This is a genomic window from Nocardioides maradonensis, from assembly GCF_054777115.1.
In genome coordinates this window covers 119,678-144,865 of the sequence record NZ_BAAHAZ010000007.1, presented here as the reverse complement: position 1 = coordinate 144,865, position 25,188 = coordinate 119,678, and the positions used below count along the sequence as shown (strand labels likewise).

Below are 25,188 nucleotides of genomic sequence, written 5' to 3'. Positions count from 1 at the left end.
CTACTCGGAGAGCGTCGCCGGGCGCTGCAGCAGCTGGAGGGCCAGCAGCACCGCCACGGTGACGGCGTCGATCGCCATCACCGTCAGGGCCAGGCCGGTGAGGCCGGTCGCCATGCCGCCGAGGCCGATCAGGGCGGCCACGCTGACGGCCACGATGTACTTCGTGCTCCGGCCGCGCTGGGCCAGGCCGCTGTAGACGAGCAGCTGCAGCAGGGACAGCAGGCCGCCGATGACCGCGAAGAGCCAGAGGCGTCCGGTGACCCCGGCGTACTTCTCGCCCCCGACGAACTGGACCGCGACGTTCTGCAGCGCCCAGGTGGCCAGCACGCAGAACGCCCCGAGCCCGCCGAGGAAGATCAGCCCCCGCACGATCGCCTGCCGGCTCTGCGAGTCGTCGGCCATCGACGGGAACAGGATCACCACCGCGAACTGCGGCAGGAACAGCACGGCCTTGGTGACGATCAGGCCACCGGCGTACAGACCGGCGTCGTGGTGGGAGAGGACGTTGCGCGCGACGATGACGTCGAGGTTCGCCAGCGCGGTGAACGCGAGGAGGGCCATCGACGACGCGATCGCCTCGTGGCGCACGTCGCGACGAACCTCCCGGTTGTGCTCGGTGGCCGTGGCGTGCGGCCGGTGGCCGCGCAGCGCGAGCCAGCCGATGCCGACCGGGATGAAGGAGGCGACCAGCACGCCGAGCATGCCGCTGCCCTCGGTGTGCCGGACGGCGAGGAAGCCGGCGCCCAGGACGACGCGCGGAACGCCGACGGCGATGTACATCAGCGAGAGCGGCAGCCAACGGCGCTCGCCCTGCAGGACGCCCGCCTGGCCACCCATCAGCGTGGTCGGTACGACGGTGAGCGCCAGCAGCAGCGCCGGGTAGATCGACCCGAGCTCCAGGAGCTTCCACACCAGCGGCGCGCAGGCCAGCGCGAGGAGCCCCAGGCCCCAGGCGGCGCGCCAGGTCGTGGCCAGGATGCTCTGCTCGATGGCGGCGACGTCCGCGGGCTCGTGCACGATCCGTCGGGCGGCGGTCGCCTGGATCCCGAGCTGGACCACCGAGAGGACCATGAGGAGCGCCATCAGGCTGGCGATGCCGCCGTACTGCTCGGGGCCGAGGAGGCGGGCCGAGACCATCTGGAACGCGTAGGCGCCGATGTTCATGACGGCCATGGCGATCGCGATCCCCGCGCTGCTGCGCAGCAACCGGAGGATCTTGGAGCCCACCGGGGCCTCGACCACGCTCATCACGCGTAGAGCCTAGATGCTGGGTGGCAGGTTCTCCGGAATCCGAGGGCGCCGGAATACAGTGACCACCGCCACTCGGTCGGGACCAGGAGGGAGGCCGGGATGCCGGAGCGGGGTGTCCCCGGCGACCGCCGGTGCACGGCCCTCCTCTGCTGCGTCTACGCCGTCCTGGCCGTCCTGCTCCTCACCGAGCAGTGGGGGCGGACCACCGAGGACACCCGGCTCGAGCTCACCGAGCGTCCCGCGGGCTACCTGTCGGGCACCTTCTCGCTGTGGCACCCGGGAACCTCGCTCGGCGAGCTGCAGAACCAGGCCTACGGCTACCTGTTCCCGCAGGGCAGCTTCTTCACCGTCGTGGAGTGGCTCGGCGTCCCGGGGTGGGTGACCCAGCGGCTGTGGTCCTTCCTGCTGGTCGTCCTCGCCTGTGAGGGCGTACGCCGACTGGCCCGCGCGCTGGGCACCGGACCGTGGGCGGCGGCCGCCGCCGGTCTCGCCTACGCGCTGACGCCCCGGATGGTGGCGGAGGTCGGGGTGCGCAGTGCGGAGGTCCTGCCGGCGGTCGTGCTGCCGTGGGCGCTGCTGCCGCTCGTGCAGGTGCTGGCGGGGCGGCGACGTCCGCGCGACGGGGCCCTGCTGTCGGTCGCGGCGTTCGCGTGCGGGGGAGGGGTGAACGGCACCGCGACCGCCGCGCCCGCGGCGCTGCTGGCCCTCGTCGTCGGCTGGGCGGCGTGGCGGCGCGTCGTCGGGTGGAGGTTCGTCGCGGGGTGGCTCGCGCTGATGGCGGCGGCCAACGCGTGGTGGGTGGTGTCGCTGCTCCGGCTGGGCGCGGTCAGCCCGCCCTTCTTCGACTACGTCGAGGACGCGCGGACCACCACGGCCACCGCCGGCTTCTCCGCGTCGCTGCGCGGCACCAGCAACTGGATCGACTACCTCCAGGTCGGAGGTACGCCGTGGTGGCCGGCCGGCTGGCAGCTGACGTCCTCCCCGTGGCTGGTGCTCGGCTCGGGGGTGGTCGCGGCGCTCGGGTTCGTGGGTCTGCTGCGCTGGCGCAGCCGGTGGCGCGGGCCGTTGCTGGCCGCGGTCGCGCTCGGTCTGCTCTGCCAGGTGGCCGCACACACGGGGCCGTTGGACGGGCCGCTCGCGGGCTGGCTGCAGGGGCTGCTCGACGGCCCGCTGGCTCCGCTGCGGAACGTCCCGAAGGCCGACCCGGTCCTGCGGCTGCCGCTGGCGCTCGGGGTGGGGGTGGTGGCCGACGCGGTGGTGCGGACGGGGGCCGAACGGGTGCGCCGGTCGCGTCGGTTCGTCGCGGCCGGGGTCGCCGTCGGGCTCGTCGGCGGGCTGGTGGCGATGTCGGCGCCGATCGTCGCGGCCGACACCCGGATCCCCGGCTGGACCGGCATCCCGTCGTACTGGACCGAGGCGGCGGCGTACGTCGCGAAGCGGCCCGGGACCACGTGGGTCATCCCCGGCTCCGGCTTCGGCACCCAGTCCTGGGGCTGGACCATGGAGGAGCCCATGGATGCGGTCGCGCGGTCCGCGTGGGTGACCCGCTCCCAGGTGCCGCTCACGCCGGCGGGGACGATCCGGCTGCTGTCGCAGCTGGAGTCCTACCTCGAGACGGGGACGGGGTCGGCGTACCTCCGGTTCATGCTGGCGCGGATCGGCGTCACCCAGGTCCTGCTGCGCCACGACCTCGACCAGGACGTCGCGCAGGTGCCCTCGGCGAGCACCGTGGCCGTCGCCCTGGCGCGCTCGCCGGGCATCACCCGGGTGCGCACCTTCGGGCAGCTGGCGTTCGGGCCGGCGCTCGAGGTGTTCCGGGTCGCCCCGGTCCGCGGCTCGCCGGGGTACGACGTCCGCGACGCCGCCGCTGCGGTGACCGTGACGTCGGTCGAGGACGGGCTGACCGCCGTCGGGAACAGCCTGGTCGGCCCCGACCAGCCGATGGTCGTGACCGGGACGCCCGGTTGGAGCGCGCCCGTCGACGTGGTCGGCGACGGCTACCGCCGCCGGGAGCGCGACTTCGGGCGCGTGCACGACGCGGTGAGCAGCGTGATGACCGCCGATGAGCCCAGCCACACCGGCCGCGTCCTCCCGGACTACCCCGAGCCGGGCCGCGCGCGGCCCGTGGTGGCGCGCTACCTCGGGATCCGTGGGCTCGCGGCATCGAGCTCGCGCGGATGGGCCGACACGGTGGGCGCGGCCCACCCCGAGGACGGGCCCTGGTCGGCGCTCGACGGCGACCCGACGACCGCCTGGCGGCCCGGTGCGTACGTCGGTCCGGCGGGCCAGTGGTGGCAGCTGGACCTGCGCTCGCCGCAGCCGGTCCGACAGGTCTCCCTGACCGGCGCCGGCACCTGGACCGTCCGGGCAGGGGACGTGGCGCGCACGGTCCGGTCCGACGGCGACGCGAGCGTGGACCTCGGTGGGGTGGTAGCCGGCTCGGTGCGGGTCACCGCCGCGTCGGCCGACGCCGGGGCGCTGGCCGAGGTGGATGTCGCCGGCGTGCATGCCGAGCGCACGCTCGTGGTGCCCTCCGTCGCCGAGAACGCCCACCCGTCCTTCCTCTTCACCGCGACCCCCGAGACGCGCGCGTGCGTGACCTCGCTGCTCGGCCCCGACTGCGACCCGGACCGCCGACACGCGGCCGAGGAGGAGACCGGGATCGACCGAACGTTCACCGTCTCCCCGGGCGCCGGCGGGTCCTGGCGGCTGCGGGGCCTGGTCGTGGCCCGCACCAGCGCCGCGACCCTGGCGCTGCTCCGGCCGCTCGGCGGCGTGACGATGACCGCGTCCTCGACGTACGCATCGGACCCGGCGGTCGCCGCCCGGATGGCGTACGACGCCGACCCGGCGACCGAGTGGGTCGCCGATCCCCGCGACCCCGCCCCGAGCCTGCAGGTCGACCTCGGCCGGGTCCGGACGATCCGCCGGCTGTCGGTGACCGCGCCCTCCGGCCTGGCGGTGGCACCCACGGGGGCGCGGATCACCACGCCCGGCGGCAGCTCGCGGTCGGTGTCGTTCGGCGCCCTCGGCCCGATCGCGACGTTCGCGCCGCTGCGGGCCCGCCGCCTCACGATCACCTTCCCCCGCTCGTCCTCGGCCGGGTCCGGCGCCCCGCTGGGGGTCGCCGAGCTGCGGCTGCAGGGCGGCCACGTCGGCGTACCCCTCGACGGGACGGCGACCACCGGCTCGGTCTGCGGCTACGGCCCGACCCTCGTCGTGGACGGCCGGCAGGTCGCGACCCGGGTCAGCGGCACGATCGGCGACGTGGTCGGGGACGGCGAGCTCGCCGTGCACCCCTGCGGCGTACGACGCTGGCGGCTGGCCGCAGGCGTGCACCGGGTGCGGCTGCTGTCCACCGAGCAGTTCCAGCCCGTCGAGCTGGGTCTCCTGCCGACGCGCGCGCCCGCGCCCGCCGCGGGCGCCGGCACGGTCATCTCGGAGCCCGTCAACATCAACCCGGGGTGGACCGCCACCGTCGGCGGCCGTCGGCTGACACCGATCGCGGTGGACGGATGGTCCCAGGGCTGGCTGCGCCCGGCCGGGACCCCCGGTCCGGTCGCGCTGTCCTTCACCCCGCAGCGCGGGTACGTCGCCGGGCTGGTCGGCGGCCTGGTCCTGCTGGGGCTGGTCCTGCTCGCGGCCTGCTGGGTGCTGGTGCGGCCGGGGAGGGCCGACTCGACTGTCCCGGAGGGCCGACTCGACCGTCCGGGAGGGCCGGGTCGACGATGGGTGGCGCTGCTGCTCGGGCTGTTCGGCTGGGTGCTCGCCGGCCCGGTGGTGGGCGTCGCCGTCCTCGCCGGGTGGCTGGCCGGCAGGTGGCCCCGGGCGTGCGCGGGCGTGGTGGCGGCGGCCCTCGTGGCGGCGTACACGGCGACCGCGGTCCTGCTCACCGACGGGCCGCGGCTGCCACCGGACGGGGTCGACCTGCTGGTCGGTGCCGCCGTCGCCCTCGGTCTCGGCGCGGCCGTGCGGAGGGCGCCGTGAGCAGGCGGTCGGTGCTCCTGGACGCCGCGTGGTCGCTGACCCTCGCCCTCGCGATCACCGGCCCGTTGTGGCTGGGTCGCGGCTTCTGGCTGGTGGGCGACATGGTGTTCGTTCCGCACCAGCCCTGGAAGGACGCCTGGCTCGGGCTGGACGGGTCGCTCCCACGGGCGGTGCCGATGGATGCGCTCATCTCGGTGGCGAGCCACGTGCTGCCCGGCCAGGTCCTCCAGCGCCTGCTGCTGAGTGGCGGGCTCGTGGTCGGCGGGATCGGCGTCGGACGCATGGCCGGTCGCCACGGCGGCGTCGCGCGTGCCGCCGCGATCGCCCTGTTCTGCTGGAACCCGTGGGTGGCCGAACGGCTCGGCATCGGGCAGTGGGCGATCTTGCTCGGCTACCTCCTGCTGCCGTGGGTCGCCCTCGCCGCCCGCCGGCTGCGGGAGGACCGGAACCGCTGGGCGCCGGCGGCGCTGACCTCGGTCCTCGCCGCGACGTGCAGCCCGTCCAACGGGGTGATGGCCGCCGTGACGCTGCTCGTCCTCGCCGGCGGACGTCGTACCTGGTGGCGCATCGTCGCCATCGCCCTCGTCGCGAACCTCGCCTGGCTGGCACCGGCGATCACCGCGACCACGTCCGACGTCACGACGACCGGTGTGTTCGCCGGCTTCGCGGCGCGCGCGGAGTCGTCGGCCGGGGTGCTGCCGAGCCTGCTGTCCCTCGGCGGGATCTGGAAGACCTCGATCCTGCTCGAGCCGCGCACGAGCAGCGTCGTGGTGCTGCTCTCGTGCCTGCTCAGCCTCGTCGCGCTGCTCGGCCTGGTGCCGTGGTCGCGCCAGGAACCGGGCGAGGCGCGACGGCTCGGCGTCCTCGGCGCGGGCGCCCTCGTGGTCGCGCTGCTGCCCGACCTGCCCGGGGGAGACCGGCTGCTCGAGGACCTTGCGGCCCCCGTGCCCGGCCTCGCGCTGCTGCGCGACTCGCACCGCTTCCTGGCGCCGCTCGGGCTCGTGCTCGCGGCCGGCCTGGCCGGCGCGGTGACCGAGGTCCGCGGCCGGATCCGCCCGAACCGGGAGGCTCTCCGGGGTGTCGTCGGGCTCCTCGTCGTGGCGCCCGTCCTGCTCCTGCCCACCCTCGGCTGGGGGCTGGGTGGCGACCTGCAGCGCTCGTCGTACCCGCCCGCGTGGGAGGTGGTCGCCCGCCGGCTGGCGGAGGTTCCCGGCACCACCGTCGTGCTGCCCTGGACCGGCTCCTACCGGGCCTTCCCCTGGGCGCACGACCGCGCGGTCCTGGACCCCGCACCCCGCGCGCTTCCCGGGGAGGTGCTCGTCGACGACCGCACCTACCTCACCGACCAGGTCGTGCCCGCCGAGGACCCCCGGTCCGACGCGATCCGCGTGGCCCTGTCAGCGGCCGACCCGGTCGCCGCCCTGCGCGGCCTGCACGTGCGGTGGGTGCTGGTCGAGGCCGGCCTGGGCGCCCGCCCGACGGTGGAGCAGCTGCACCGGCACGGCGCCACGACGGCGTACGACGCGGACGGCCTGGTCCTGGTGGACCTGGGACCCTCCGAGAGGGCCCTGTCAACCATGCCTTTGGTCGCGAAACACCGGGACTTCGTCCTGTTCTGCGACGTTTCCGTGCTTCTTTTGCTTTTGGTCAGCACGGCATGGATACTCCGGGACAGGATGTAACTGGCGTCACAATCGGGAGGCTGTGCGCCGGATCCTGGTCTTTGGGAGGGGACCTCTATGAACCGATTCATCGCTGCGCTCGTCGGGGCACTCGCGGCCTTCGCCGCGCTCGTCAGCGGCGTCCACGTGGCACAGGGCCACCAGACGCCCGTCGCCTCGGACCAGCTGAGGACCTACGCACAGAAGTGATCACGTAGGTCGCGGCTGCTCGGGAGCCGTGCACCACTCGTCCGGTCCACCTGGGGAGAGGTGGCCGGACGGAGCAGACGGCTTGGGAGGGTCCGATGCTGCACATCGTCATTCCGGCGTACGACGAAGAGCTACGCCTGCCGCGCACCCTGCGTGCGCTGCGCCGCTACGTGGTCGCGCACCGCCGCCACGTCGGCCGGGTCGAGGTGACCGTGGTCGACAACGCCAGCGCTGACCGCACCGCCGAGGTCGCCCGCGCCCTCGACAGCGCCGCGCTGCCCGTCCGCGTGGTCGCCTGCGCGGTCCGCGGCAAGGGCGCGGCCGTCCGGACCGGTCTGCTCGCCGTCACCGAGGACGACGCCGACGCCGACGACCTGGTCTGCTTCATGGACGCCGACGGCGCGACCGACCTGGACGCACTCGCCGGTGCGCTCGCCCGCGTCCGGACAGGTGCCGACGTCGTGATCGGCTCGCGACGCCTGCCCGGCAGCGACACCGAGGTCCGGCACTGCCGCACCCGGTCGCGCGGCGCGGCCTGCTACCGCCGGATCGCCCGCCGGCTGCTGCCCGCTGTCTCCGACACCCAGTGCGGCTTCAAGGTGGTGCGCGCCGACCTCGCCCGCGACGTCGCGGAGCGCCTCGTCACCGACGGCTTCTCCTTCGACGTCGAGCTCCTCGTCCGCCTGCAGCGGACCGGCGCCCACATCGTCGAGATCCCCGTGAGCTGGGTCGACGTGCCCGGCTCCACGTTCGTGCCGCTCCGGCACGGCGCCCGATCCTTCCTCGACCTCGCAGCGATCGCCTGGCGCACCCGTGCGATCGCGGCTACCCCCCTTCGCGGGGTCGAGGAAGCCCCCAGCCCCGGCAGGGCTGCGTCGAGGAACCCGAGGCGGCGGAACCCGATGCCGCTGCCCTCCTCCGTGGCCCTGCCGGCCCTGCTCGTCGCCACCTGGGCGGGGATGCGCCATGAGTGACCTCGCCGGCCGCCGGGTCGTGGTCGTCAACTGGCGCGACACCGACCACTCCGCCGCCGGCGGAGCCGAGATCTACGCCTGGCAGTACGCCGTGGCCCTGCGCGACGGCGGCGCCCAGGTCACCTACCTGACCGCGCGCGAGCCGGGCCAGGCACGCAGCCTGACCCGCGACGGCATCGAGGTACGCCGTGGCGGCGGCCTCCTCACGTTCTTCCTGTACGCCGCCGGCTGGCTGCTGCTGCACCGCCGGCGGGTCGACGCGGTCATCGACCTGGCCGGAAGCATCCCGGCGTACGCGCCGCTCTTCGTGCCGCGCAGCCGCCCGGTGCTGCTGGTGGTGCACCACGTCCACCAGCAGCAGTTCGCCACGCACTTCTCCGCGCCGGTGGCCCTCGTGGGCCAGTGGATGGAGCGGATCGTGATGCGCCGGGTCTACCGCAACCGCCGCACCGTCGCGGTCTCGCACTCGACGCGTGTCGAGATGCGTGAGCAGCTCGACTGGCGCACGCCGATCGGCCTGCTCGAGAACGGTGCGGACGTCCCGGACGCGGGCCTGGTCGACGCCGCCGGCAAGGACCCCGACCGGGTCGTCGTGCTCGGCCGGTTGGTCACCCACAAGCGGGTCGACCTGGTGCTCGAGGCGCTGCGCGACGTGCTGGCGCGTCCGGAGCTCGCCGGCCGGGACGTGCGCCTCGACGTCATCGGCCGCGGCCCCGAGCAGGAGCGTCTGGAGCAGCGGGCGGCCGAGCTCGGCATCGCTGACCGGGTCACGTTCCACGGCTACGTCAGCGACGAGGTGAAGGGCGAGCTGCTGGCCCGCGCGTCCCTGCACGTGTGCGCCTCGGACGCCGAGGGCTGGGGGCAGTCGGTCATCGAGGCGGCCGGTTGGGGCGTGCCCACGATCGCCCGCAACGTGCCCGGCCTGCGCGACTCGATCCGCCCGGGGGAGACCGGGTGGTTCGTGCCCGACGGCACCGACCTGGACGGCGTACGCCGCCGGCTCGCCGAGCAGCTGGCCGAGTCGCTCGACAGCACCGACTCGCTCGGCGTACGCGCCCACCGGACGGCCGCGTGCCAGTCCTGGGCGCAGAAGTTCGACTGGTCGCAGATGCGGGAGAACGCCCGCGGCTGGACCAGCGAGATCCTGAGCGCCGCGCCCGCGGCCTCGCACCGATCCCGCGCGACGCGCGCGGCAACCGCAGAGAGGTGACCACCATGCGTCGCTCCATCGGAACCGCACTGGTCGGCCTGGGCGTGTTCCTGGTCGTGGCGGCGGGCCTGACCCGCTTCTACGCCTATCCCACGCTCGCCACCGTGCCCACCCACTACGACGAGGTGACGTCCCTGGAGTCGCACGGCGCCCAGGTGTTCAACACCGACCCCGACGTCCTCGCCCCGCAGACGACGGACCTCCGGATCGAGGCCCGCACGGTCGCCGACGACACCGGCACGGTCAAGCTCCCGAAGGGCGTCTCGGTCTGGAACAACAACACCACGGTCTGGCGCGCCGACGGCTCGGTCTTCCAGCAGTCCCAGGAGCGCGTCCCGTTCGACTCGGTCAGCGGTGCCGGCGTCGCGTGCGGCACCTGTGGGTCGTGGATCCAGTCGACGAAGGGTCCTGAGGACACCGTCGTGTTCACCGGTCAGACCTACAAGTTCCCGTTCGACACCCAGAAGCACGACTACCAGAACTGGGACGACACCCTGCGCGCCGCGACCACCGCGACGTACGCCGGCGAGACGTCGGTCAAGGGCCTGAAGGTCTACACGTTCGTGCAGACCATCGCGCCGCGGGTGATCGCGCACGAGCAGGTGCCGGGCTCGGTCTTCGGATCGAAGGCGCCGTCGGTGGACGCCGCGATGACCTACGGCATGGTGCGCACGCTCTCCATCGAGCCGGCCACCGGTACGCCGGTGCAGCGGGTCGAGGTCCGCACGCAGGAGCTGGAGTACGCCGGACGCACGGTGCCCGCCTTCGACGGGACCGTGCAGTACACCGACGCCCAGGTCCAGAAGGAGGTCGACACCCTGTCGGGCAAGGCCCTGTGGCTCGCCGGCGCGCGGACCTGGATACCGCTGGTCGGCCTCCTGCTGGGCCTGCTGCTCCTCGGTCTCGGGCTCGTCCTGACCCGACCCACGTCGGCGGTGCGGGACGCCGGCCAGGACCACGGCACGGACCGCCCGCTGGTCGGGGTCTGAACCGACCGCCCCCACCCGACCAGGCGCGGTCTCACAGCCGCTGGACGACGGCCTCGAGCATGTGCTCGAGGCCGTCGTCGTCCCACCGGGACGCGCGCGCCCGCAGCGTGAGGGTGGTACGGCCGCGGTGCCCGACGGCACCCAGGGACAGGCCGGAGCCGCCGGCGGTGACCGGGTGGAAGGACAGCCGCTCCACGTCCGGAGCGGTCACCTCGCCGAGGTGCGAGACCAGCAGGGTGGAGCCGAGCCGGGATCGCAGCGCCCGCAGGCCCAGGCCGAGGGCGGCGCCGGCCAGCCATGAGGTCGCCGCGGCTCCGGGGCTGACCTCCGGGCCGGCCGCCCGGAGCGCGGCCGCCACCCCGTCGCGGTCGAGCAGCTCCACGTCGCGCAGCCGCAGCAGCACGCTGTCGTCGGCCGGGTCGGCACCCGGCGGGCGCGCTCCGCGACTGGCCCCCACCGCGATGGCGACGTGGTCGGCACGGGCGCCGCGGGCCGCCTGCCAGTCCCGCGCGGCCCGCGCACCGGCGTACACGAGGGCGGCGGGGGTGACCGGGCCGGCGACCTCGGTCGTGACGAGGACGTCGCCGGCCGAGCGCGTGCGGACCGGCGGCACGGGGGAGGCGGGCGGCCGCAGCAGCGCCTCGACCAACCGCTGCCGGATCCCGGCGCCCAGGCTGCCGCCCTCCTGGGCGCCCACCCCGCGGGCGGCCGAGCGGGCCGGGCCGTGCCCCGCTCGCTCGAGCAGCTCGAGCAGGCCCAGCCCGTCGGCCGCGGAGTGGTGTGCCGAGATCACGACGGCACCGTCGACGTCCTCGACCCGCACCGGGCGCGGGTCGGGCTCGGTGAGCCGCCGCTGCAGGGCGGCGAGGGCGACGCGGTCGACGGACGACCCCAGCTCGGCGGTCAGCAGGATCCGCCAGCCGATGCTGGTGTCGCCCACCCAGCGCCGCGTTCCCTCCACACCCGAACTCTAGGGAGAAATGCCCGCGGGGCACCGGCGTTCGCCGGTGCCCCGCGGGTTCGACCTCGATCGGTCAGGCCCGACCGTTCATGAAGTCCGTCGGGTCGGTGTGCCGACGCTTGGCCTCCGTCCCGTCGTTGGCGCCACCGAAGTCGGTGTCGGCCCGGTCCGGGTCCGACGCGCGGGAGTGGAACCGGGTGTTGGCGCTGCCGGTGAGCTCCTGCTTGTCGGTGAGACCGTCGCCGTCGGTGTCCTTGCGCGTCGGGTCCGTGAGCCGGAAGCCGATCACGTAGTTCCCGCCGTACTTCTTGGCACGCACGACCTTGGTCGTGATCTTCACGCCCTTGACCTCGCGGCTGTCGCTCAGGCCGTCACCGTCGGTGTCCTTCTTGCACGGGTTGGTGTGCACCTTGCCGATCCGGTGGTTCGTCGTCGACGCGCTCCGTCCGGTGTAGACCTTCTGTCGCAGGGTGATCCCGTTGACCTCGGTGCCGTCGGTGAGCCCGTCACCGTCGGTGTCCTTCTTCAGCGGGTTGCTGTGGCAGCTGGGGGACGCCGAGCTCGGGCCGTGGACCTCCTTGCCGTCGGACAGGCCGTCGCCGTCCGTGTCACGCACCGTCGGGTCCGTGTGCGAGGTGTTCACCTCGTAGCCGTCGGACAGGCCGTCGCCGTCGGTGTCCGCCTTGTGCGGGTCGGTGCCGAGCTGGGCCTCCTGGAGGTCCGGGAGCCCGTCGCCGTCGGAGTCGACCGTGGCGTCGTCGGCCGCGTTGTTCGGGTCGGTGCCGGCGGCGACCTCGGTGCCGTCGTCCACCCCACCGCCGTCGGTGTCGGCCTTGGTCGGGTCGGTGTGGGTGGTGTTGACCTCGGTGCCGTCGCTGAGCCCGTCACCGTCGGTGTCCGCCTTGAGCGGGTCGGTGTGGGTGGTGTTGACCTCGGTGCCATCGTTCAGCCCGTCACCGTCGGTGTCCGCCTTGAGCGGGTCGGTGCCGAGCACCTGCTCCTCGGAGTCGGTGAGGCCGTCGCCGTCGGAGTCGGTCTTCACGTCGTCGGCGGGGTTGAGCGGGTCGGTGTGGTCGACCAGGACCTCGGCGCCGTCGGGCGCGCCGCCACCGTCGGTGTCGACGTTGTTCGGGTTGGTGCCGTAGGTGGTGATCTCCTGGCCGTCGGTGAGGCCGTCGCCGTCGGTGTCCGCCTTCAGCGGGTCGGTCGGCGCGCCGCCGTACGTCGTGTTCTTGGCCCCGGAGACCTCGTCGCCGTCGTTGATGCCGTCACCGTCGGTGTCGGCCTTCTTCGGGTCGGTGTGGGTCGTGTTGACCTCGGTGCCGTCGTTCAGCCCGTCACCGTCGGTGTCAGGGTTGTTCGGGTCGGTGCCGAGCTGGGCCTCCTGGGCGTCGGTGAGCCCGTCGCCGTCGGTGTCCTTCGTGGTCGACGGCACGCACTCGACGCCGCCGGTCGGCGCGTCCGCGGTGACGTGCATCGGCGCGACGCCGAGGTCGAGCGCGACCAGCGGGCTGCCGAGCAGGGACGCGACGTTGAGCTGGATGCGCAGCAGCTCCTGCAGGTCCGCCTCGCCGTGCGCGCCGGAGCTCTGGCTCGTGGGGGAGAAGGCGGTGACCTTCAGGTCCGCGACCGCGGCGAGCGCAGCGGGCAGGCTGATGCTCATCGGCTGACCGTTGAGCGGCACGTTGATGTCGCTGCCGTTCACCGTGACGGTGACGGTCGGCGGGTCCTGGAAGCCGGCGGTCCCGGTGGTGCCGTCGGAGGTGGCCTTGAGGACGACGGGGGAGGACACCTTCACCGTCACCGCGCCGCCGAGCAGCGAGATGGGCGCGACGTTGGTGGTGAGCGTCGAGAGGACGCTGCCCGCCGCGTCGACCTTCGTGGTCGCGCGCTGGCTGGACGCGCCGACGCTGGCGACGGTGCCGGCCACCGGCACGCTGAGCAGCGTGACGCCAGCCAGGGTCGTGAGGGCGTCGGAGTAGACGCGGTCACCCGTGCCGTTCGCCGTCGGGCAGGTGGTGCTGCTGCCGTAGTCGGCGTACTCGTCGCCGCTGATCACGCCGACGTTCGCCAGCGCGCCGAGGTCGACGGGCAGCAGCGTGCGCGCGGCCGGGTCGGACTTCGGGGGAGCGGTCGCCGAGACCGTGTCGACCGGCAGCGACAGGCCGCCGAGCAGGTTCGCGTCGAGGTTCGCGGACTCGGACCTCGCGTTGCCGCTGGACAAGGTCGAGTCGACGGTCGCCTTGGAGTGACCGATCGCAGCACCGGCCACGCTGAGGCCGAGCGCCGGGGCGTTGAGGTTCAGGCTGACCAGGTCGCCGTGCGCGAGCGCGTCGTACGGCGCCGGCAGCGGCTGCGCGTGGGCCGAGCCGGAGGCGGCCAGCGTCAGGCCGGCCGCGGTCACCAGGGCGGTGCCGGTCAGCGTGAGGGTGCGCGCTCGCGAAGGGCGGACGCGGGGGCGGTTGACCATCAGGGGTCTCCTTGCCGAGAACGGGATGAGGACGCGGACGGGTGCTCCACGGCCCGGACCGCCGACCCCTCCGCGAGCACCGTAGGGCCGCGCGTCCCGGTTTCGGCGGAGAGCGACCGAGAACGGGACGGATGACCTCTCAGCCGTAGCCCGAACGGACTACGGCATGGTCACAGGTGACCAGTCCGCCGCGAAGATCGCCGTCCCAGGGGTCAGCACGCCACGCACTCGCGACCACCCGCCCCAGAGCCGGTCGTTGTCCTCGGGCCACTGCGGCTCGAGGAGCTTGACGATCCGGAAGCCGTTGCCGGCCAGCAGGTCCACCCAGTCCCCGAGGGTGCGGTGGTGCTCGACGTACGACGTCGCGCCGGTCTCGTCGTCGACCTCGACGTAGGGCGTGCGGTCCCAGTAGGACTGCGAGGCGAGCAGGCCCTCCGCCGTGGGGTCGTCGGGGAACATCCACCGCGTCGGGTGGGTGATCGAGAACGCGAACCGCCCGCCCGGCCGCAGGACCCGGGCCGCCTCGGCGAGGGCCACGTCGATGTCGGCCACGAACTGCAGCGCCCCGAACGCGCAGAAGACGATGTCGAAGGAGGCGTCGGCGAAGGGGAGCGCGGTGGCGGTCCCGCGCACGCTCGGTACGACGATGCCGGTCGACTCGTCGATGCGTCGCGAGTGCTGCAGCTGGCGGTGCGAGAGGTCCAGCCCGTAGGCATGCGCGCCCACCGAGCGCAGCCACCGCGAGCACTGGCCGGCTCCCGAGCCGACCTCGAGGACGTGCTTGCCGGCGAGCTCCTCGATCGGCCCGAGCACGCCCAGCTCCGCCTCGGTCAGCCCCTCCGGACCCCACAGGAAGCCGACGTCGCCGAGGTACTCCCCGTGGGTGGCCTGGTACTCGTCGGCGTACCGGTCCCAGTCGGCGCCGTTGGCGAGCCTGGACTCGGTCTCGTTCGCGCTGCGACGATGGGCCGTCACCGGCGGATGCGCCCACTCCTGCACGCGCTCAGCGTAGTGGTCGCCGGTTGGACCTGCGCGGGTGCGCCCGCGTACTCTTGACAATTGCGTCTGCACCCGTAGACGCGTTCTTCTACTTCTATCCGCCCAAGGACCTCTTCCTACTCATGACGAGCACCCTCTCGACTCCCCTCGGCTACAACGACGACGCGCCCCAGGTGGCCGTCAACGACATCGGCTCCGAGGCTGATTTCCTCGCCGCGATCGACGCGACGATCAAGTACTTCAACGACGGCGACATCGTCGACGGCACCATCGTCAAGGTGGACCGTGACGAGGTGCTCCTCGACATCGGCTACAAGACCGAGGGCGTCATCCCCTCGCGCGAGCTGTCCATCAAGCACGACGTCGACCCCTCCGAGGTCGTTTCCGTGGGCGACAAGGTCGAGGCCCTGGTCCTCCAGAAGGAGGACAAGGAGGGTCGCCTGATCCTGTCCAAGAAGCGTGCGCAGTACGAGCGCGCCTGGGGCACGATCGAGGAGGTCAAGGAGGCGGACGGCGTCGTCGAGGGCACCGTCATCGAGGTCGTCAAGGGCGGCCTGATCCTGGACATCGGTCTGCGCGGCTTCCTGCCGGCCTCGCTCGTCGAGATGCGTCGCGTCCGCGACCTGCAGCCGTACGTCGGCCAGACCCTCGAGGCCAAGATCATCGAGCTGGACAAGAACCGCAACAACGTTGTCCTGTCCCGCCGTGCCTGGCTCGAGCAGACCCAGTCCGAGGTTCGCCACGGCTTCCTGACCCAGCTCCAGAAGGGTCAGATCCGCAAGGGTGTCGTCTCCTCGATCGTCAACTTCGGTGCGTTCGTGGACCTCGGCGGCGTCGACGGTCTCGTCCACGTCTCCGAGCTGTCCTGGAAGCACATCGACCACCCGTCCGAGGTCGTCACCGTCGGTGACGAGGTCACCGTCGAGGTCCTCGACGTGGACATGGACCGCGAGCGCGTCTCCCTGTCGCTGAAGGCGACCCAGGAGGACCCGTGGCAGCACTTCGCGCGGACCCACCAGATCGGTCAGATCGTCCCCGGCAAGGTCACCAAGCTCGTCCCGTTCGGCGCGTTCGTCCGCGTCGAGGAGGGCATCGAGGGCCTGGTCCACATCTCCGAGCTGGCCGAGCGCCACGTCGAGATCCCGGAGCAGGTCGTCCAGGTCAACGACGACGTCATGGTCAAGATCATCGACATCGACCTCGAGCGTCGCCGGATCTCGCTGTCGCTCAAGCAGGCCAACGAGACCGCGACCGCGGCGGACGTCGAGGAGTTCGACCCGACGCTGTACGGTATGCCGGCCACGTACGACGAGCAGGGCAACTACATCTACCCCGAGGGCTTCGACCCGGAGACGGGCGAGTGGCTCGAGGGCTACGACGAGCAGCGCGCGACCTGGGAGGACCAGTACGCCAAGGCGCACGCCCGCTGGGAGGCGCACGTCAAGCAGCAGGCCGAGGCCAAGGCTGCCGACGCCGAGGCCGGCGAGGCCTCGTCGTACTCCTCCGAGTCCACGAACGACGGCGGCTCGCTCGCCTCGGACGAGGCTCTGCAGGCGCTTCGCGAGAAGCTCACCGGCGGCGCCTGATCTCCTGATCGACCGCTAGCAGACGCAGCAGGCCCGCTCCCTCCGGGGAGCGGGCCTGCTCGTCTTTTCGGCGGTGTCGGTCGGGTGTCGGTCAGTCGAACCACTCGCGGCGGGGCGGGCGGGGGAGGAAGGCGTCGGCCCGGGCCCAGAGGACCGTCAGGGCGAGCCCGATCAGCAGGGCGAGGAGGGCGAGTACGGTGGTCATGGCAGTAATCATTCGCTCATCGATATCCTGCCGCGAGTGGCAGGAATGGCGGCCTGCGTTGATTTCCTGCCATGGTCGTGCGAGGGTGGCGGGATGCTGACCAACGTGGCCGTGCTGGCCTTCGAGGGTGTCGCCCCGTTCGAGCTCGGCGTGCTGTGCGAGGCCTTCGGCATCGACCGCACGGCCGACGGCGTGCCGGCCATCGACTTCGCCGTGTGCTCCCACACCCAGGAGCCGATGCGGACCTCGATGGGCTTCTCGATCCAGGTGGACGCGGACCTGGGCCGGGTCGCCGAGGCCGACCTGGTGGCGGTCCCGGCGATCCCGAAGGGCGGGCTGCCGCCGGAGCCGGTCATCACCGCGCTGCAGGAGGCCGCCGAGCGCGGCGCGCGGCTGCTGTCGGTCTGCTCGGGCGCGTTCACGCTCGGTGCGGCCGGGCTGCTGGACGGTCTGGAGTGCACGACGCACTGGATGTACACCGAGGAGCTGCAGCGGCGCTTCCCGCTGGCGCGGGTCGTCCCCGAGGTCCTGTACGTCGACGCCGGGCAGGTCGTCACCAGCGCCGGCACCGCCGCTGGCCTGGATGCCTGCCTGCACATCTGGCGCCAGGAGCACGGCGCTGCCGTGGCGAGCACGATCGCCCGGCGAGCCGTCGTACCTCCGCACCGGGACGGTGGGCAGGCGCAGTACATCGCGCGGGCCGTGCCGGACTGCGACGCCGACACCCTCGGTCCGCTGCTGACCTGGATCGTGGAGAACCTGCGCGAGGACCACAGCGTCGAGGCGCTCGCCAAGCGGGCGTTGATGTCGCCGCGCACCTTCGCGCGGCGCTTCCGCGACGAGACCGGGTCGACGCCGCACAGCTGGATCACCCGGCAGCGCGTGGCGGCGGCCGAGGAGCTGCTCGAGCGCAGCGACGCCTCGGTGGACCGGATCGCGAGCGAGGTCGGCTTCGGCAACGCCGCGACCCTGCGGCACCACTTCTCGCGGGTGCGCGGGGTCAGCCCGCAGGCCTACCGGCGCCAGTTCGCCTGCTAGGGCCGGTCAGAAGGGGAAGGAGACGCCGGTCTTCTCCTCGCTGAGCGTCCACAGCCGGCGCCCGAGGTCCTCGTCGCGCGCGTAGCGGCTCAGCCTCGCCTCGCCGATCCGGCCGCGGGTCTGCCGGAACTGCAGCGGCCCGGTGTAGGAGCCGGGAGCGGCCTCGGTGGCGGCGTACAGGCTGGGGTTCGCGCCCTTCGCTCCCGACTGGAAGATGATCGGCAGGACGTACGGCGCGACCGCGCGCACGAACGGGTTGGCGCCCATGCCGTTCGGGTCACCGACCAGGCCGGTCGCGGAGATGCCGGGGTGGGCCGCCGTGGAGACGAGCGGGGAGCCTGCCTCGGTGGCGCGGCGCTGGAGCTCGCGGGCGAAGAGGATGTTGGCCAGCTTGCTGTTGCCGTAGTAGGGCTCCGGCACGTAGCCCTGCTCCGGGTTGGCCTCGAGCACCTTGTCCGTGCCACCGAAATGGGCGAGCGAGGAGACCGTGACGACGCGCGGGTCCGGGCTCTGCAGGAGCGCTGGCAGCAGCCGCCCGGTCAGGGCGAAGTGGCCGAGGTGGTTGGTGCCGAACATCAGCTCGTGGCCGTCGGCCGTGGTGCGGTACGCCGGCGGGTTCATCACGCCCGCGTTGTTGACCAGCAGGTCCAGCGGCCCGTCCCAGCGCTCGGCGAAGTCGGCGACGGAGGCCTGCGCGGCGAGGTCGAGCTGCTCGACGCGCACGTCGCCGGTCATCCTTGCGGCCGCCTCGCGACCCGCGTCGACGTTGCGGCACGCGATGACGACCCGCGCACCGTGGGCGGCCAGCTCGCGGGCGGCGTGGAAGCCGATGCCGGAGTTGCCACCGGTCACGACCGCGACCTTCCCGGACTGGTCGGTGAGCTGCGCGGCGGTCCACGAACGGGTCATGGCGGGAGGTTAGTGGTTCACAGCTCCTGGCGGCGTACCTTGCCGGTCAGCGTCCGGGGGAGCTCCGCGCGGAAGGTGTAGGTCTTGGGGCGCTTCGGAGGGGCGAGGTGCTCGCGCGCGTACGCCGCCAGGTCGGCCTCGGCGACCGTGCCCACGACCGCCGCGCACACCCGCTGGCCCCACTGGGGATCGTCCTGGGCGTAGACGGCGATGTCGCTGACGCCGGGGCACTCGCCGAGCACCTGCTCCACCTCGGTCGGGTAGACGTTCACGCCGCCGCTGATGATGAGGTCCTCACGCCGGCCGTCGAGGTAGAGGTAGCCGTCCGCGTCGAGGCGGCCCACGTCGCCGACGGTGAAGGCGTCTCCCCGCCAGGCTGCGGCGGTCTTCTCCGGCTCGTCGAAGTAGGTGAAGCGTGCGTACGACGGAACCGTGCACCAGATCCGGCCGTCGTCGTCGATCGCCAGCGACCGCCCCGGCCGGGCGCGGCCGACCGTCCCGGGCCGCTCCAACCACTCCTCGCTGCGGCACGCGGTGAACTGGCCCTCGGTCGATCCGTAGAACTCCCAGGTCGAGCCGGGCGGGAAGGCCTCGATCAGCCGACGCTTGACGTCGGTGGGGCAGGGCGCGCCCGCGTGGGCGACGAGCCGGTAGGAGGTGAGGTCGGGCCATCCGTGCTCGTCCCAGTGCGCGAAGAGGCGCTGCAGGTGCGTGGGGACGCAGAACATCGTGGTCGGCCGGTGCTCCTCGATGGCGGTCGTGACGAGGGCCGGGTCGAAGGGGCCGGGGATGACGACCCGGCCGCCGGCGAGCGTCGTACCGAGGGCGAAGCGGAGGGGCGCGGAGTGGTAGAGCGGGCTGAGGACCAGGTTGACGTCGTCGCCGTCGAACCCCCACAGGTCGCGTTCCTCGGCGACCAGCGCTTTGGCGTCCTCGGGCGAGAGCAGTCCGGACCACACGCCCTTGGGCGTGCCGGTGGTGCCCGACGTGCAGTGCATCGGGCGGGCCAGGGGGAGGCCGGGAGGGGGAAGGGTCGAGGCGAGCGCAGCGAGCTCGCGATCCCCCTCGACGATCAGCGCGGGCGAGAGCCCTCGGAGGATGCGCTCCCGCTCGTACGGCGTCAGCCGCGGGTCGAGCGGGATAGGGACGATGCCGGCGGTCAGCATCCGGTGGACCGCGTCCAGGTAGGCGAGGGAGCCGGGCACCAGCAGCGCCACGCGGTCGCCGGGATGGAGGGGAGTCATGGTGTCCGTATTATCGCGGCCGTGACGGAACGGGTGGGACTCACCGGCGGCATCGCGTCGGGCAAGAGCACGGTGGCCGGGATGCTCGTCGAGCTGGGTGCGGTCGTGATCGACGCCGACCTGATCGCCCGTGAGGTGGTCGCGCCGGGGACCCCTGGCCTGGCTGCGGTCGTCGAGGCGTTCGGTCCGGACGTGCTCACCCCGGACGGCGCTCTGGACCGCCCCAGGCTCGGCTCCATCGTCTTCGCCGACGACGCCGCTCGCGAGCGGCTCAACGCCATCACCCACCCGCTGGTCGGCGCCCGGACGGCCGAGCTCGAGGACGCCGCGCGGGCGTCCGGACGGCTCGTCGTGAACGACATCCCGCTCCTCGTCGAGGTGGGGTACGCCGACCTGTTCGACGAGGTGATCGTCGTCGACGTGCCCGTCGAGCTGCAGGTCGAGCGGGCGGTCGCGCGCGGGATGGTCGAGGCCGACGTCCGGGCCCGGATCGCCGCGCAGGCGACGCGGGAGCAGCGGCGGGCGGCGGCGACGTACCTCATCGAGAACACGGGCTCGGTCGAGGACCTGCGCCGGCAGGTGGCCGAGGTGTTCGCGGCGCTCACCGGCTGATCGCTCTGGGTGGTTCTGGTTCCGCCTGGACTCCGTCCGGGTAACACGTAGTTACGTGACCTGGACACCGGGCCGGGCCGCTACGCACCCGTCCGGACAGGCTGCCGGCCGCTACAACCGGCGCGTGGCTCGCGCAACGGCGTGTTGCAGCACTCCGGATCGCCGCGGTCGCCAACCTCATGCGTCACAGCGCAGACCAAGCTGCATCCACATCCGCCGGGCCAGTGGCGGATATCCACAGCCGGCTTGCGCTCCGGCCCTCCGATGTCGGCACCTCGTCGGAGCGTGGAGCCATGAACAGTCACATCAGAGCGATCATGGCTGCCCAGGGCGGACTCATCACGCGCCCGCAGGCGTTGGCAGCGGGGATGTCCTCGGAGCACATTGCACGGCTGCGACGCTCCGGCAGTTGGGTCGGTATCCGTGTCGGGGTCTATGCGGACGCCGAGCTCGCCGCGTCGGCGAGGAGCCATCGGGCACAGCGGATGCTTATCGACCGGGCCGCAAGCCTGCGGATGAAGGAGCCGCACGTGATGAGCCATCACTCCGCTGCCTATCGGCTCGGGATGGACGTCCTCCGCGAGCCGGCTCCGACCACCCACCTGACTCGCCCAGGCCTGGTTGGGACGCACCACCGCGCCGGCATCCAGACCCACCTGGCGCCGTACGACGAGTACCAGGTCGTCGACGTGCAGGGGATCGCCTGCCTCGGCGCCGCGCGGACCGCTGCAGATATCGCCCGCCAGCATGGGTTCATTCAAGGGCTGGTCGCGGCTGACTCGGCGTACCGGATCGGGGCGACGCCTCTCGAGTTCGACCGCGTACTCGCGCGGATGTCGTCGTGGCCCGGGGCTCGAACGGTCCGGGACGTGATCGTTTCGGCGTCCACCGAGAGCGACAGCGTGGGCGAGACGCTCGCCCGCGACCTGATCGGCTCGCTCGGCTTCGGGGTGCCGACCGTCCAGTTCGGGTTGAGCGCGAACGGGAGAACCGTGTGGTGCGACCTGTGCCTGGGCCGGCATGTCTTCGAGTTCGACGGTGAGCTGAAGTACCGCCGTGCCGACGAAGGTGGGTTCGCCTCGTCGGATCCGGACGAGGTGGTCTGGTTCGAGAAGAAGCGGCAGGACTTCATCTGCTGGTTCAAGCTCGGCGTCTCGCGTCTGGTCTGGTCCGACGTGTTCGGTCCTGGTCGGGCGCTCGCGCGCGAGCGGCTCAGGAGGGAGTACCTCGACACCTGCGCCCGATTCGGGACGGACCGGTCCGATCTCGCCGAGTTCCGCCCGCGAACAGTCCGGCGCCGCCCGTCGGCGCCCGGAATCCGCGCTGCCTGAGCGTCTTCGTCGGGCCGGATGCCGGGTGCCCTACTCATGGCGATGTAACACGTAGTTGCGCGGACTGGCGTCCAGGTTTGGCTGCTGGTTGCTCTGTCGGACGGGCGACAAGCGACCGAAACGGGAGTGGAGCTCGCGTCACCACGTGTTGCAGCCCCCCCCAGCCCGGGACGCGCGAAGACCTCCGTCAGCGTGTGACGGAGGTCTTCGAGCGGCTCGTCGGCGGGGGGACTGACGCCTGAGCCGGTGGCGGTTGCTCAGGCCGCCAGGTCGGGGTCGCCGAGGCGACGCAGCTTCTGCAGCGCCTCGCGCTCCAGCTGCCGGACGCGCTCGGCGGAGATGCCGTGCTTGCGGCCGATGTCGGCGAGCTTGTGCTGGCGCCCGTCGGTGAGGCCGTAGCGGGCCCGGATGATGTCGGCGGCCCGCGGGTCGAGCTGGTCGACGAGCAGGTTGAGCCGGTCGCGCGCGTCGGCGTCGATCACGGTCAGGTCCGGACCCGGCGAGGTCTCCTGGGCGAGCAGGTCGCCGAGCGAGGTGTCGCCGTCCTCGTCGAGCGGGGAGTCGAGGCTGACGTGCTCCCGACCCCAGGTCATCAGGTCCAGCACCCGCTCGAGGTCCATGCCGAGCTCGGTGGCGATCTCCTCCGGCTCCGGGGAGCGACCGAGCTGGCGCTCGAGCGTCCGGCGGGCCGAGCCGACCTGGTTGAGCTCCTCGACCACGTGCACGGGCAGCCGCACGACACGGGCCTGCTGTGCGATGCCGCGGGTGATCGCCTGCCGCACCCACCAGGTCGCGTACGTCGAGAACTTGTAGCCCTTCGCGTAGTCGAACTTCTCCACGGCGCGGATCAGGCCGGTGTTGCCCTCCTGGATGAGGTCGAGCATCGGCATCTGTGCGCGGCCGTACTTGCGCGCGATCGAGACGACCAGCCGCAGGTTCGCGTTGATGAACTCGGTCACCGCACGCTGGCCCTCCTCGGCCAGCCACTCCAGCTCCTCCTTGGTGGGCGCCGACTTCGGCGCGCCCTTGCGGCGACCGTAGTGGCCCTGGGCGAGCAGGTCCTCGGCGTACAGCCCGGCCTCGATGGTCTTGGCCAGCTCCACCTCGCGTGCGGCGTCCAGCAGCGGCGTACGGGCGATCTCGTCGAGGTACAACCCGACGCTGTCCCGTCCTTCGATCTCGCGAGTCCTGATTGCGGTCATCACGCCCTCCTTCGCCGACCCGGGATCGCCGGGTGCTACCTGGTCCAACACCGGAACCGGGGGACGGATTCCCGCCCCGGCGCCGGCCTACACCGGTATTGACGTGCAGCCGCCCGTCAAAAGTTGCCGACGGTCAGTACTCTCAGGGTCTTCTTAAGAACCGTCGACAGCCGAGGAGGTACCCGCGCCCGCGAGGCCCATGCGGTCGAGCACCCAGGCGAGGGTGAAGGCCAGGTCCTCCCAGGCCCGGTAGCGGCCGGAGACGCCGCCGTGGCCCGCGGCCATCTCGGTCCGGAGCAGCACGTCGGCGCGCGGTGCGGTCGCGCGCAGCCGCGCCACCCACTTCGCCGGCTCGACGTAGAGGACGCGGGTGTCATTGAGGCTGGTCTCGGCCAGGATCGGCGGATAGGGGAGGTCCGCGACGTTGTCGTACGGCGCGTACCCGGCGATCCGCTCGTAGGCGACCGGGTCGTCCTCGGGGTTGCCCCACTCGTCGTACTCGCCGATCGTGAGGGGGAGCGTCGAGTCGAGCATCGAGGTCAGTGCATCGACGAACGGCACCTCCGCCACGATCGCACCGAAGGCGTCGGGCGCCTGGTTCGCGACCGCGCCCATCAGCAGGCCGCCCGCGCTGCCGCCCTGCGCCACGATCTGCTGCGGGGTGGTCCAGCCGGTGCTCGCGAGGTGGCGGGCGGACGCGATGAAGTCGTCGAAGGTGTGCTGCTTGTGCTCGAGCTTGCCGTCGTCGTACCAGTGCCGGCCCATCTCGCCTCCACCTCGGACGTGGGCGACCGCGAAGGCCGCGCCGCGGTCGAGCAACGAGAGCCGGCCGACCGAGAACCAGGGGTCCATCGAGGCCTCGTAGGAGCCGTAGCCGTAGAGCAGCAGCGGCACCGGCTCGCCGGCCGCGCGCACGTCCTTGCGGACGATGAGGGAGATCGGCACCTCGACCCCGCCGGTGCTCGGCGCCCAGAGCCGGTGCTCCTCGTAGTCGTCGGGGTCGTAGCCGCCGAGCACGGGCATCTGCTTGCGCAGGAACTGCTCGCCGGTGGCCAGCTCGTGGTCGTAGACCGAGGACGGGTGGCTGAGGCTGGTCATCCCGACCCGGATCGTCGGGGCGTCGAAGCTCGGGTTGCCGCCGAGCCCGACGGTGGCGAGCTCGCTGCCGAACTCGAGCAGCTCGTCCTTGGCGACGGGGTCGTTCGGGTCGTCGGACAGGGTCAGCACCCGGATCCGGGTCCGTCCCTCGCTGCGCTGGGAGACCACGAGGTGACCGGCGAAGGCGTCGACGTCCTCGAGCCGGACCGCGTCGTCGTGCGGGAGCAGGGGGACCCACCCATCCCGCGGCGTGGGTACGCCGGGCGCGATGCCGAGCTCGAACTCCGGACCTGCGGCGTTGTGCAGCACCAGGAAGCGGTCCTGCCCGCCGATGACCGCGTGGTCCAGGGAGTACTCGACGCCCTCGGTGCGCTCGGCGAAGCACTGCGGGTGCGCGTCGGGGTCGGCGGCGTCGAGCAGGTGGTACTCGCTCGTCGTCTTCGAGCCGGCCGCGATCACGACGTAGCGCTGGCTGCGAGTGCGACCCACACCGACGTAGAACCGGCCGTCCGGCTCGTGGAAGACGAGCTCGTCGTCGGCCTGCGCGGTGCCGAGGCGGTGCCGCCACACCTTGTCCGGGCGCCACGTCTCGTCGACGGTCGTGTAGTAGAAGTGGCTCGCGGTCGCGCCCCACGTGACGCCGCCGAGCACGTCGGTGAGCTCGTCGTCGAGCAGCTCGCGCGAGGTGAGGTCGAGGATGCGCACCGTGTAGCGCTCGTCGCCGACGACGTCGGTGGCGTAGGCCAGGAGCTTGTCGTCGGGGCTGACCGCCGAGCCGCCCAGGGAGAAGAACTCGTGCCCCTCGGCGAGGGCGTCGAGGTCGAGCAGCAGTTCCTCGCCGGGGAGCGCGGGCTCGTCGGGCTTCGCGGCCTCGGCGGGCTGCGGGGGCGTCCAGTCGCTCAGGTCGGTGACCGGGACGCGGTACGTCGCGCCGTACTGGCGGCCCTCGAAGGACCGGCCGTAGTACCAGTAGCCACGCACCCGGCTGGGGAGGCTGAGGTCGGTCTCGAGGGTGCGGCCCTTGATCTCCTCGAAGATCGTCGCGCGCAGGTCGGCGAGGTGGTCGGTGCGCGCCTTCGTGTAGGCGTTCTCGGCCTCCAGGTAGGCCAGCACCGCCGGGTCGTCCTTGTCCCGCAGCCAGTCGTACTCGTCGGTGCGCTCGCGGCCGTGGTGGACCGTGGTGACGGGGCGGCGCTCGGCGATCGGAGGAGCGACCGGCGGAGCGGTCGGCGGTTGTGCGTCGGACATGCT

Annotated in this window: 18 protein-coding genes; 10 read left to right on the top strand and 8 right to left on the bottom strand. The window is 72.7% G+C overall.

The features are described from left to right. Complete coding sequence (locus ACYVAQ_RS10235; protein ID WP_460789204.1) at positions 1–1,248, bottom strand: lipopolysaccharide biosynthesis protein; 1,248 nt, start codon at positions 1,246–1,248, stop codon at positions 1–3. Between the two features lie 102 nt (positions 1,249–1,350). Here ACYVAQ_RS10235 and ACYVAQ_RS10230 point away from each other — a divergent pair, with 102 nt between their 5' ends. From ACYVAQ_RS10230 to ACYVAQ_RS10205, 6 genes are all read left to right on the top strand, one after another. After that, positions 1,351–5,238, top strand: a complete 3,888-nt coding sequence (locus ACYVAQ_RS10230; protein WP_460788947.1) for an alpha-(1->3)-arabinofuranosyltransferase domain-containing protein — start codon at positions 1,351–1,353, stop codon at positions 5,236–5,238. Continuing rightward, a complete protein-coding gene (locus ACYVAQ_RS10225) occupies positions 5,235–6,920 on the top strand; it encodes a hypothetical protein (RefSeq protein ID WP_460788945.1) in 1,686 nt (561 codons plus the stop codon). The genes ACYVAQ_RS10230 and ACYVAQ_RS10225 overlap by 4 nt, the downstream gene beginning before the upstream one ends. A gap of 57 nt (positions 6,921–6,977) precedes the next feature. Further along, positions 6,978–7,109 (top strand): hypothetical protein, encoded by a 132-nt coding sequence (locus ACYVAQ_RS10220; RefSeq protein ID WP_460788943.1) that lies wholly within the window; start codon positions 6,978–6,980, stop codon positions 7,107–7,109. 95 nt (positions 7,110–7,204) lie between these two features. Continuing rightward, complete coding sequence (locus ACYVAQ_RS10215; RefSeq protein ID WP_460788941.1) at positions 7,205–8,083, top strand: glycosyltransferase; 879 nt, start codon at positions 7,205–7,207, stop codon at positions 8,081–8,083. Continuing rightward, entirely contained in the window at positions 8,076–9,293 is a 1,218-nt protein-coding gene (locus ACYVAQ_RS10210) for a glycosyltransferase (RefSeq protein ID WP_460788939.1), read from the top strand. The genes ACYVAQ_RS10215 and ACYVAQ_RS10210 overlap by 8 nt, the downstream gene beginning before the upstream one ends. A gap of 5 nt (positions 9,294–9,298) precedes the next feature. Continuing rightward, positions 9,299–10,282, top strand: coding sequence for a PorA family protein (locus ACYVAQ_RS10205; protein ID WP_460788937.1), 984 nt, complete (start codon positions 9,299–9,301; stop codon positions 10,280–10,282). Positions 10,283–10,313: 31 nt separating this feature from the next. On the opposite strand, the gene ACYVAQ_RS10200 is transcribed toward ACYVAQ_RS10205, so the two are convergent. The 3 genes from ACYVAQ_RS10200 to ACYVAQ_RS10190 form a co-directional block, all read right to left on the bottom strand. After that, complete coding sequence (locus tag ACYVAQ_RS10200; RefSeq protein WP_460788936.1) at positions 10,314–11,243, bottom strand: hypothetical protein; 930 nt, start codon at positions 11,241–11,243, stop codon at positions 10,314–10,316. A gap of 73 nt (positions 11,244–11,316) precedes the next feature. Next, a complete protein-coding gene (locus tag ACYVAQ_RS10195; protein ID WP_460788934.1) occupies positions 11,317–13,713 on the bottom strand; it encodes a binary toxin-like calcium binding domain-containing protein in 2,397 nt (798 codons plus the stop codon). Positions 13,714–13,872: 159 nt separating this feature from the next. Further along, a complete protein-coding gene (locus ACYVAQ_RS10190; RefSeq protein WP_460788932.1) occupies positions 13,873–14,712 on the bottom strand; it encodes a class I SAM-dependent methyltransferase in 840 nt (279 codons plus the stop codon). Between the two features lie 122 nt (positions 14,713–14,834). On the opposite strand from ACYVAQ_RS10190, the gene rpsA reads away from it, so the two are divergent. Both rpsA and ACYVAQ_RS10180 read left to right on the top strand, forming a co-directional pair. Continuing rightward, positions 14,835–16,298 (top strand): 30S ribosomal protein S1, encoded by a 1,464-nt coding sequence (gene rpsA / locus ACYVAQ_RS10185; protein WP_460788931.1) that lies wholly within the window; start codon positions 14,835–14,837, stop codon positions 16,296–16,298. Between the two features lie 298 nt (positions 16,299–16,596). Continuing rightward, positions 16,597–17,541 (top strand): helix-turn-helix domain-containing protein, encoded by a 945-nt coding sequence (locus tag ACYVAQ_RS10180; RefSeq protein WP_460788927.1) that lies wholly within the window; start codon positions 16,597–16,599, stop codon positions 17,539–17,541. Positions 17,542–17,547: 6 nt separating this feature from the next. Here the strand turns inward: ACYVAQ_RS10180 and ACYVAQ_RS10175 are convergent, their stop codons facing one another. After that, positions 17,548–18,450, bottom strand: coding sequence for an oxidoreductase (locus ACYVAQ_RS10175; protein ID WP_460788925.1), 903 nt, complete (start codon positions 18,448–18,450; stop codon positions 17,548–17,550). Positions 18,451–18,467: 17 nt separating this feature from the next. After that, on the bottom strand, positions 18,468–19,694 hold the full coding sequence (locus ACYVAQ_RS10170) for a class I adenylate-forming enzyme family protein (RefSeq protein ID WP_460788923.1): 1,227 nt from the start codon (positions 19,692–19,694) through the stop codon (positions 18,468–18,470). Positions 19,695–19,715: 21 nt separating this feature from the next. On the opposite strand from ACYVAQ_RS10170, the gene coaE reads away from it, so the two are divergent. Together coaE and ACYVAQ_RS10160 are read left to right on the top strand one after the other, a co-directional pair. After that, positions 19,716–20,306 (top strand): dephospho-CoA kinase, encoded by a 591-nt coding sequence (gene coaE / locus ACYVAQ_RS10165; protein ID WP_460788921.1) that lies wholly within the window; start codon positions 19,716–19,718, stop codon positions 20,304–20,306. Between the two features lie 293 nt (positions 20,307–20,599). Further along, the gene (locus ACYVAQ_RS10160; protein WP_460788919.1) at positions 20,600–21,637 is read left to right on the top strand and encodes a type IV toxin-antitoxin system AbiEi family antitoxin domain-containing protein; all 1,038 of its coding nucleotides are present in this window, start codon (positions 20,600–20,602) and stop codon (positions 21,635–21,637) included. Positions 21,638–21,894: 257 nt separating this feature from the next. Here ACYVAQ_RS10160 and ACYVAQ_RS10155 read toward each other — a convergent pair whose 3' ends face one another. Then, complete coding sequence (locus ACYVAQ_RS10155) at positions 21,895–22,839, bottom strand: sigma-70 family RNA polymerase sigma factor (RefSeq protein WP_460788917.1); 945 nt, start codon at positions 22,837–22,839, stop codon at positions 21,895–21,897. 153 nt (positions 22,840–22,992) lie between these two features. After that, positions 22,993–25,185 (bottom strand): S9 family peptidase, encoded by a 2,193-nt coding sequence (locus ACYVAQ_RS10150; protein WP_460788915.1) that lies wholly within the window; start codon positions 25,183–25,185, stop codon positions 22,993–22,995. Between the last annotated feature and the right edge of the window lie 3 nt (positions 25,186–25,188).

Bases quoted from the DNA above. Each gene is read 5' to 3' on its own strand.
- ACYVAQ_RS10170 (WP_460788923.1), bottom strand. From the start codon at position 19,694: ATGACTCCCCTCCATCCCGGCGACCGCGTGGCGCTGCTGGTGCCCGGC.
- ACYVAQ_RS10180 (WP_460788927.1), top strand. From the start codon at position 16,597: ATGCTGACCAACGTGGCCGTGCTGGCCTTCGAGGGTGTCGCCCCGTTC.
- ACYVAQ_RS10235 (WP_460789204.1), bottom strand. From the start codon at position 1,248: ATGAGCGTGGTCGAGGCCCCGGTGGGCTCCAAGATCCTCCGGTTGCTG.
- ACYVAQ_RS10155 (WP_460788917.1), bottom strand. From the start codon at position 22,839: ATGACCGCAATCAGGACTCGCGAGATCGAAGGACGGGACAGCGTCGGG.
- ACYVAQ_RS10175 (WP_460788925.1), bottom strand. From the start codon at position 18,450: ATGACCCGTTCGTGGACCGCCGCGCAGCTCACCGACCAGTCCGGGAAG.
- ACYVAQ_RS10215 (WP_460788941.1), top strand. From the start codon at position 7,205: ATGCTGCACATCGTCATTCCGGCGTACGACGAAGAGCTACGCCTGCCG.
- ACYVAQ_RS10230 (WP_460788947.1), top strand. From the start codon at position 1,351: ATGCCGGAGCGGGGTGTCCCCGGCGACCGCCGGTGCACGGCCCTCCTC.
- ACYVAQ_RS10220 (WP_460788943.1), top strand. From the start codon at position 6,978: ATGAACCGATTCATCGCTGCGCTCGTCGGGGCACTCGCGGCCTTCGCC.
- ACYVAQ_RS10205 (WP_460788937.1), top strand. From the start codon at position 9,299: ATGCGTCGCTCCATCGGAACCGCACTGGTCGGCCTGGGCGTGTTCCTG.
- ACYVAQ_RS10195 (WP_460788934.1), bottom strand. From the start codon at position 13,713: ATGGTCAACCGCCCCCGCGTCCGCCCTTCGCGAGCGCGCACCCTCACG.
- rpsA (WP_460788931.1), top strand. From the start codon at position 14,835: ATGACGAGCACCCTCTCGACTCCCCTCGGCTACAACGACGACGCGCCC.
- ACYVAQ_RS10160 (WP_460788919.1), top strand. From the start codon at position 20,600: ATGAACAGTCACATCAGAGCGATCATGGCTGCCCAGGGCGGACTCATC.
- ACYVAQ_RS10210 (WP_460788939.1), top strand. From the start codon at position 8,076: ATGAGTGACCTCGCCGGCCGCCGGGTCGTGGTCGTCAACTGGCGCGAC.
- ACYVAQ_RS10150 (WP_460788915.1), bottom strand. From the start codon at position 25,185: ATGTCCGACGCACAACCGCCGACCGCTCCGCCGGTCGCTCCTCCGATC.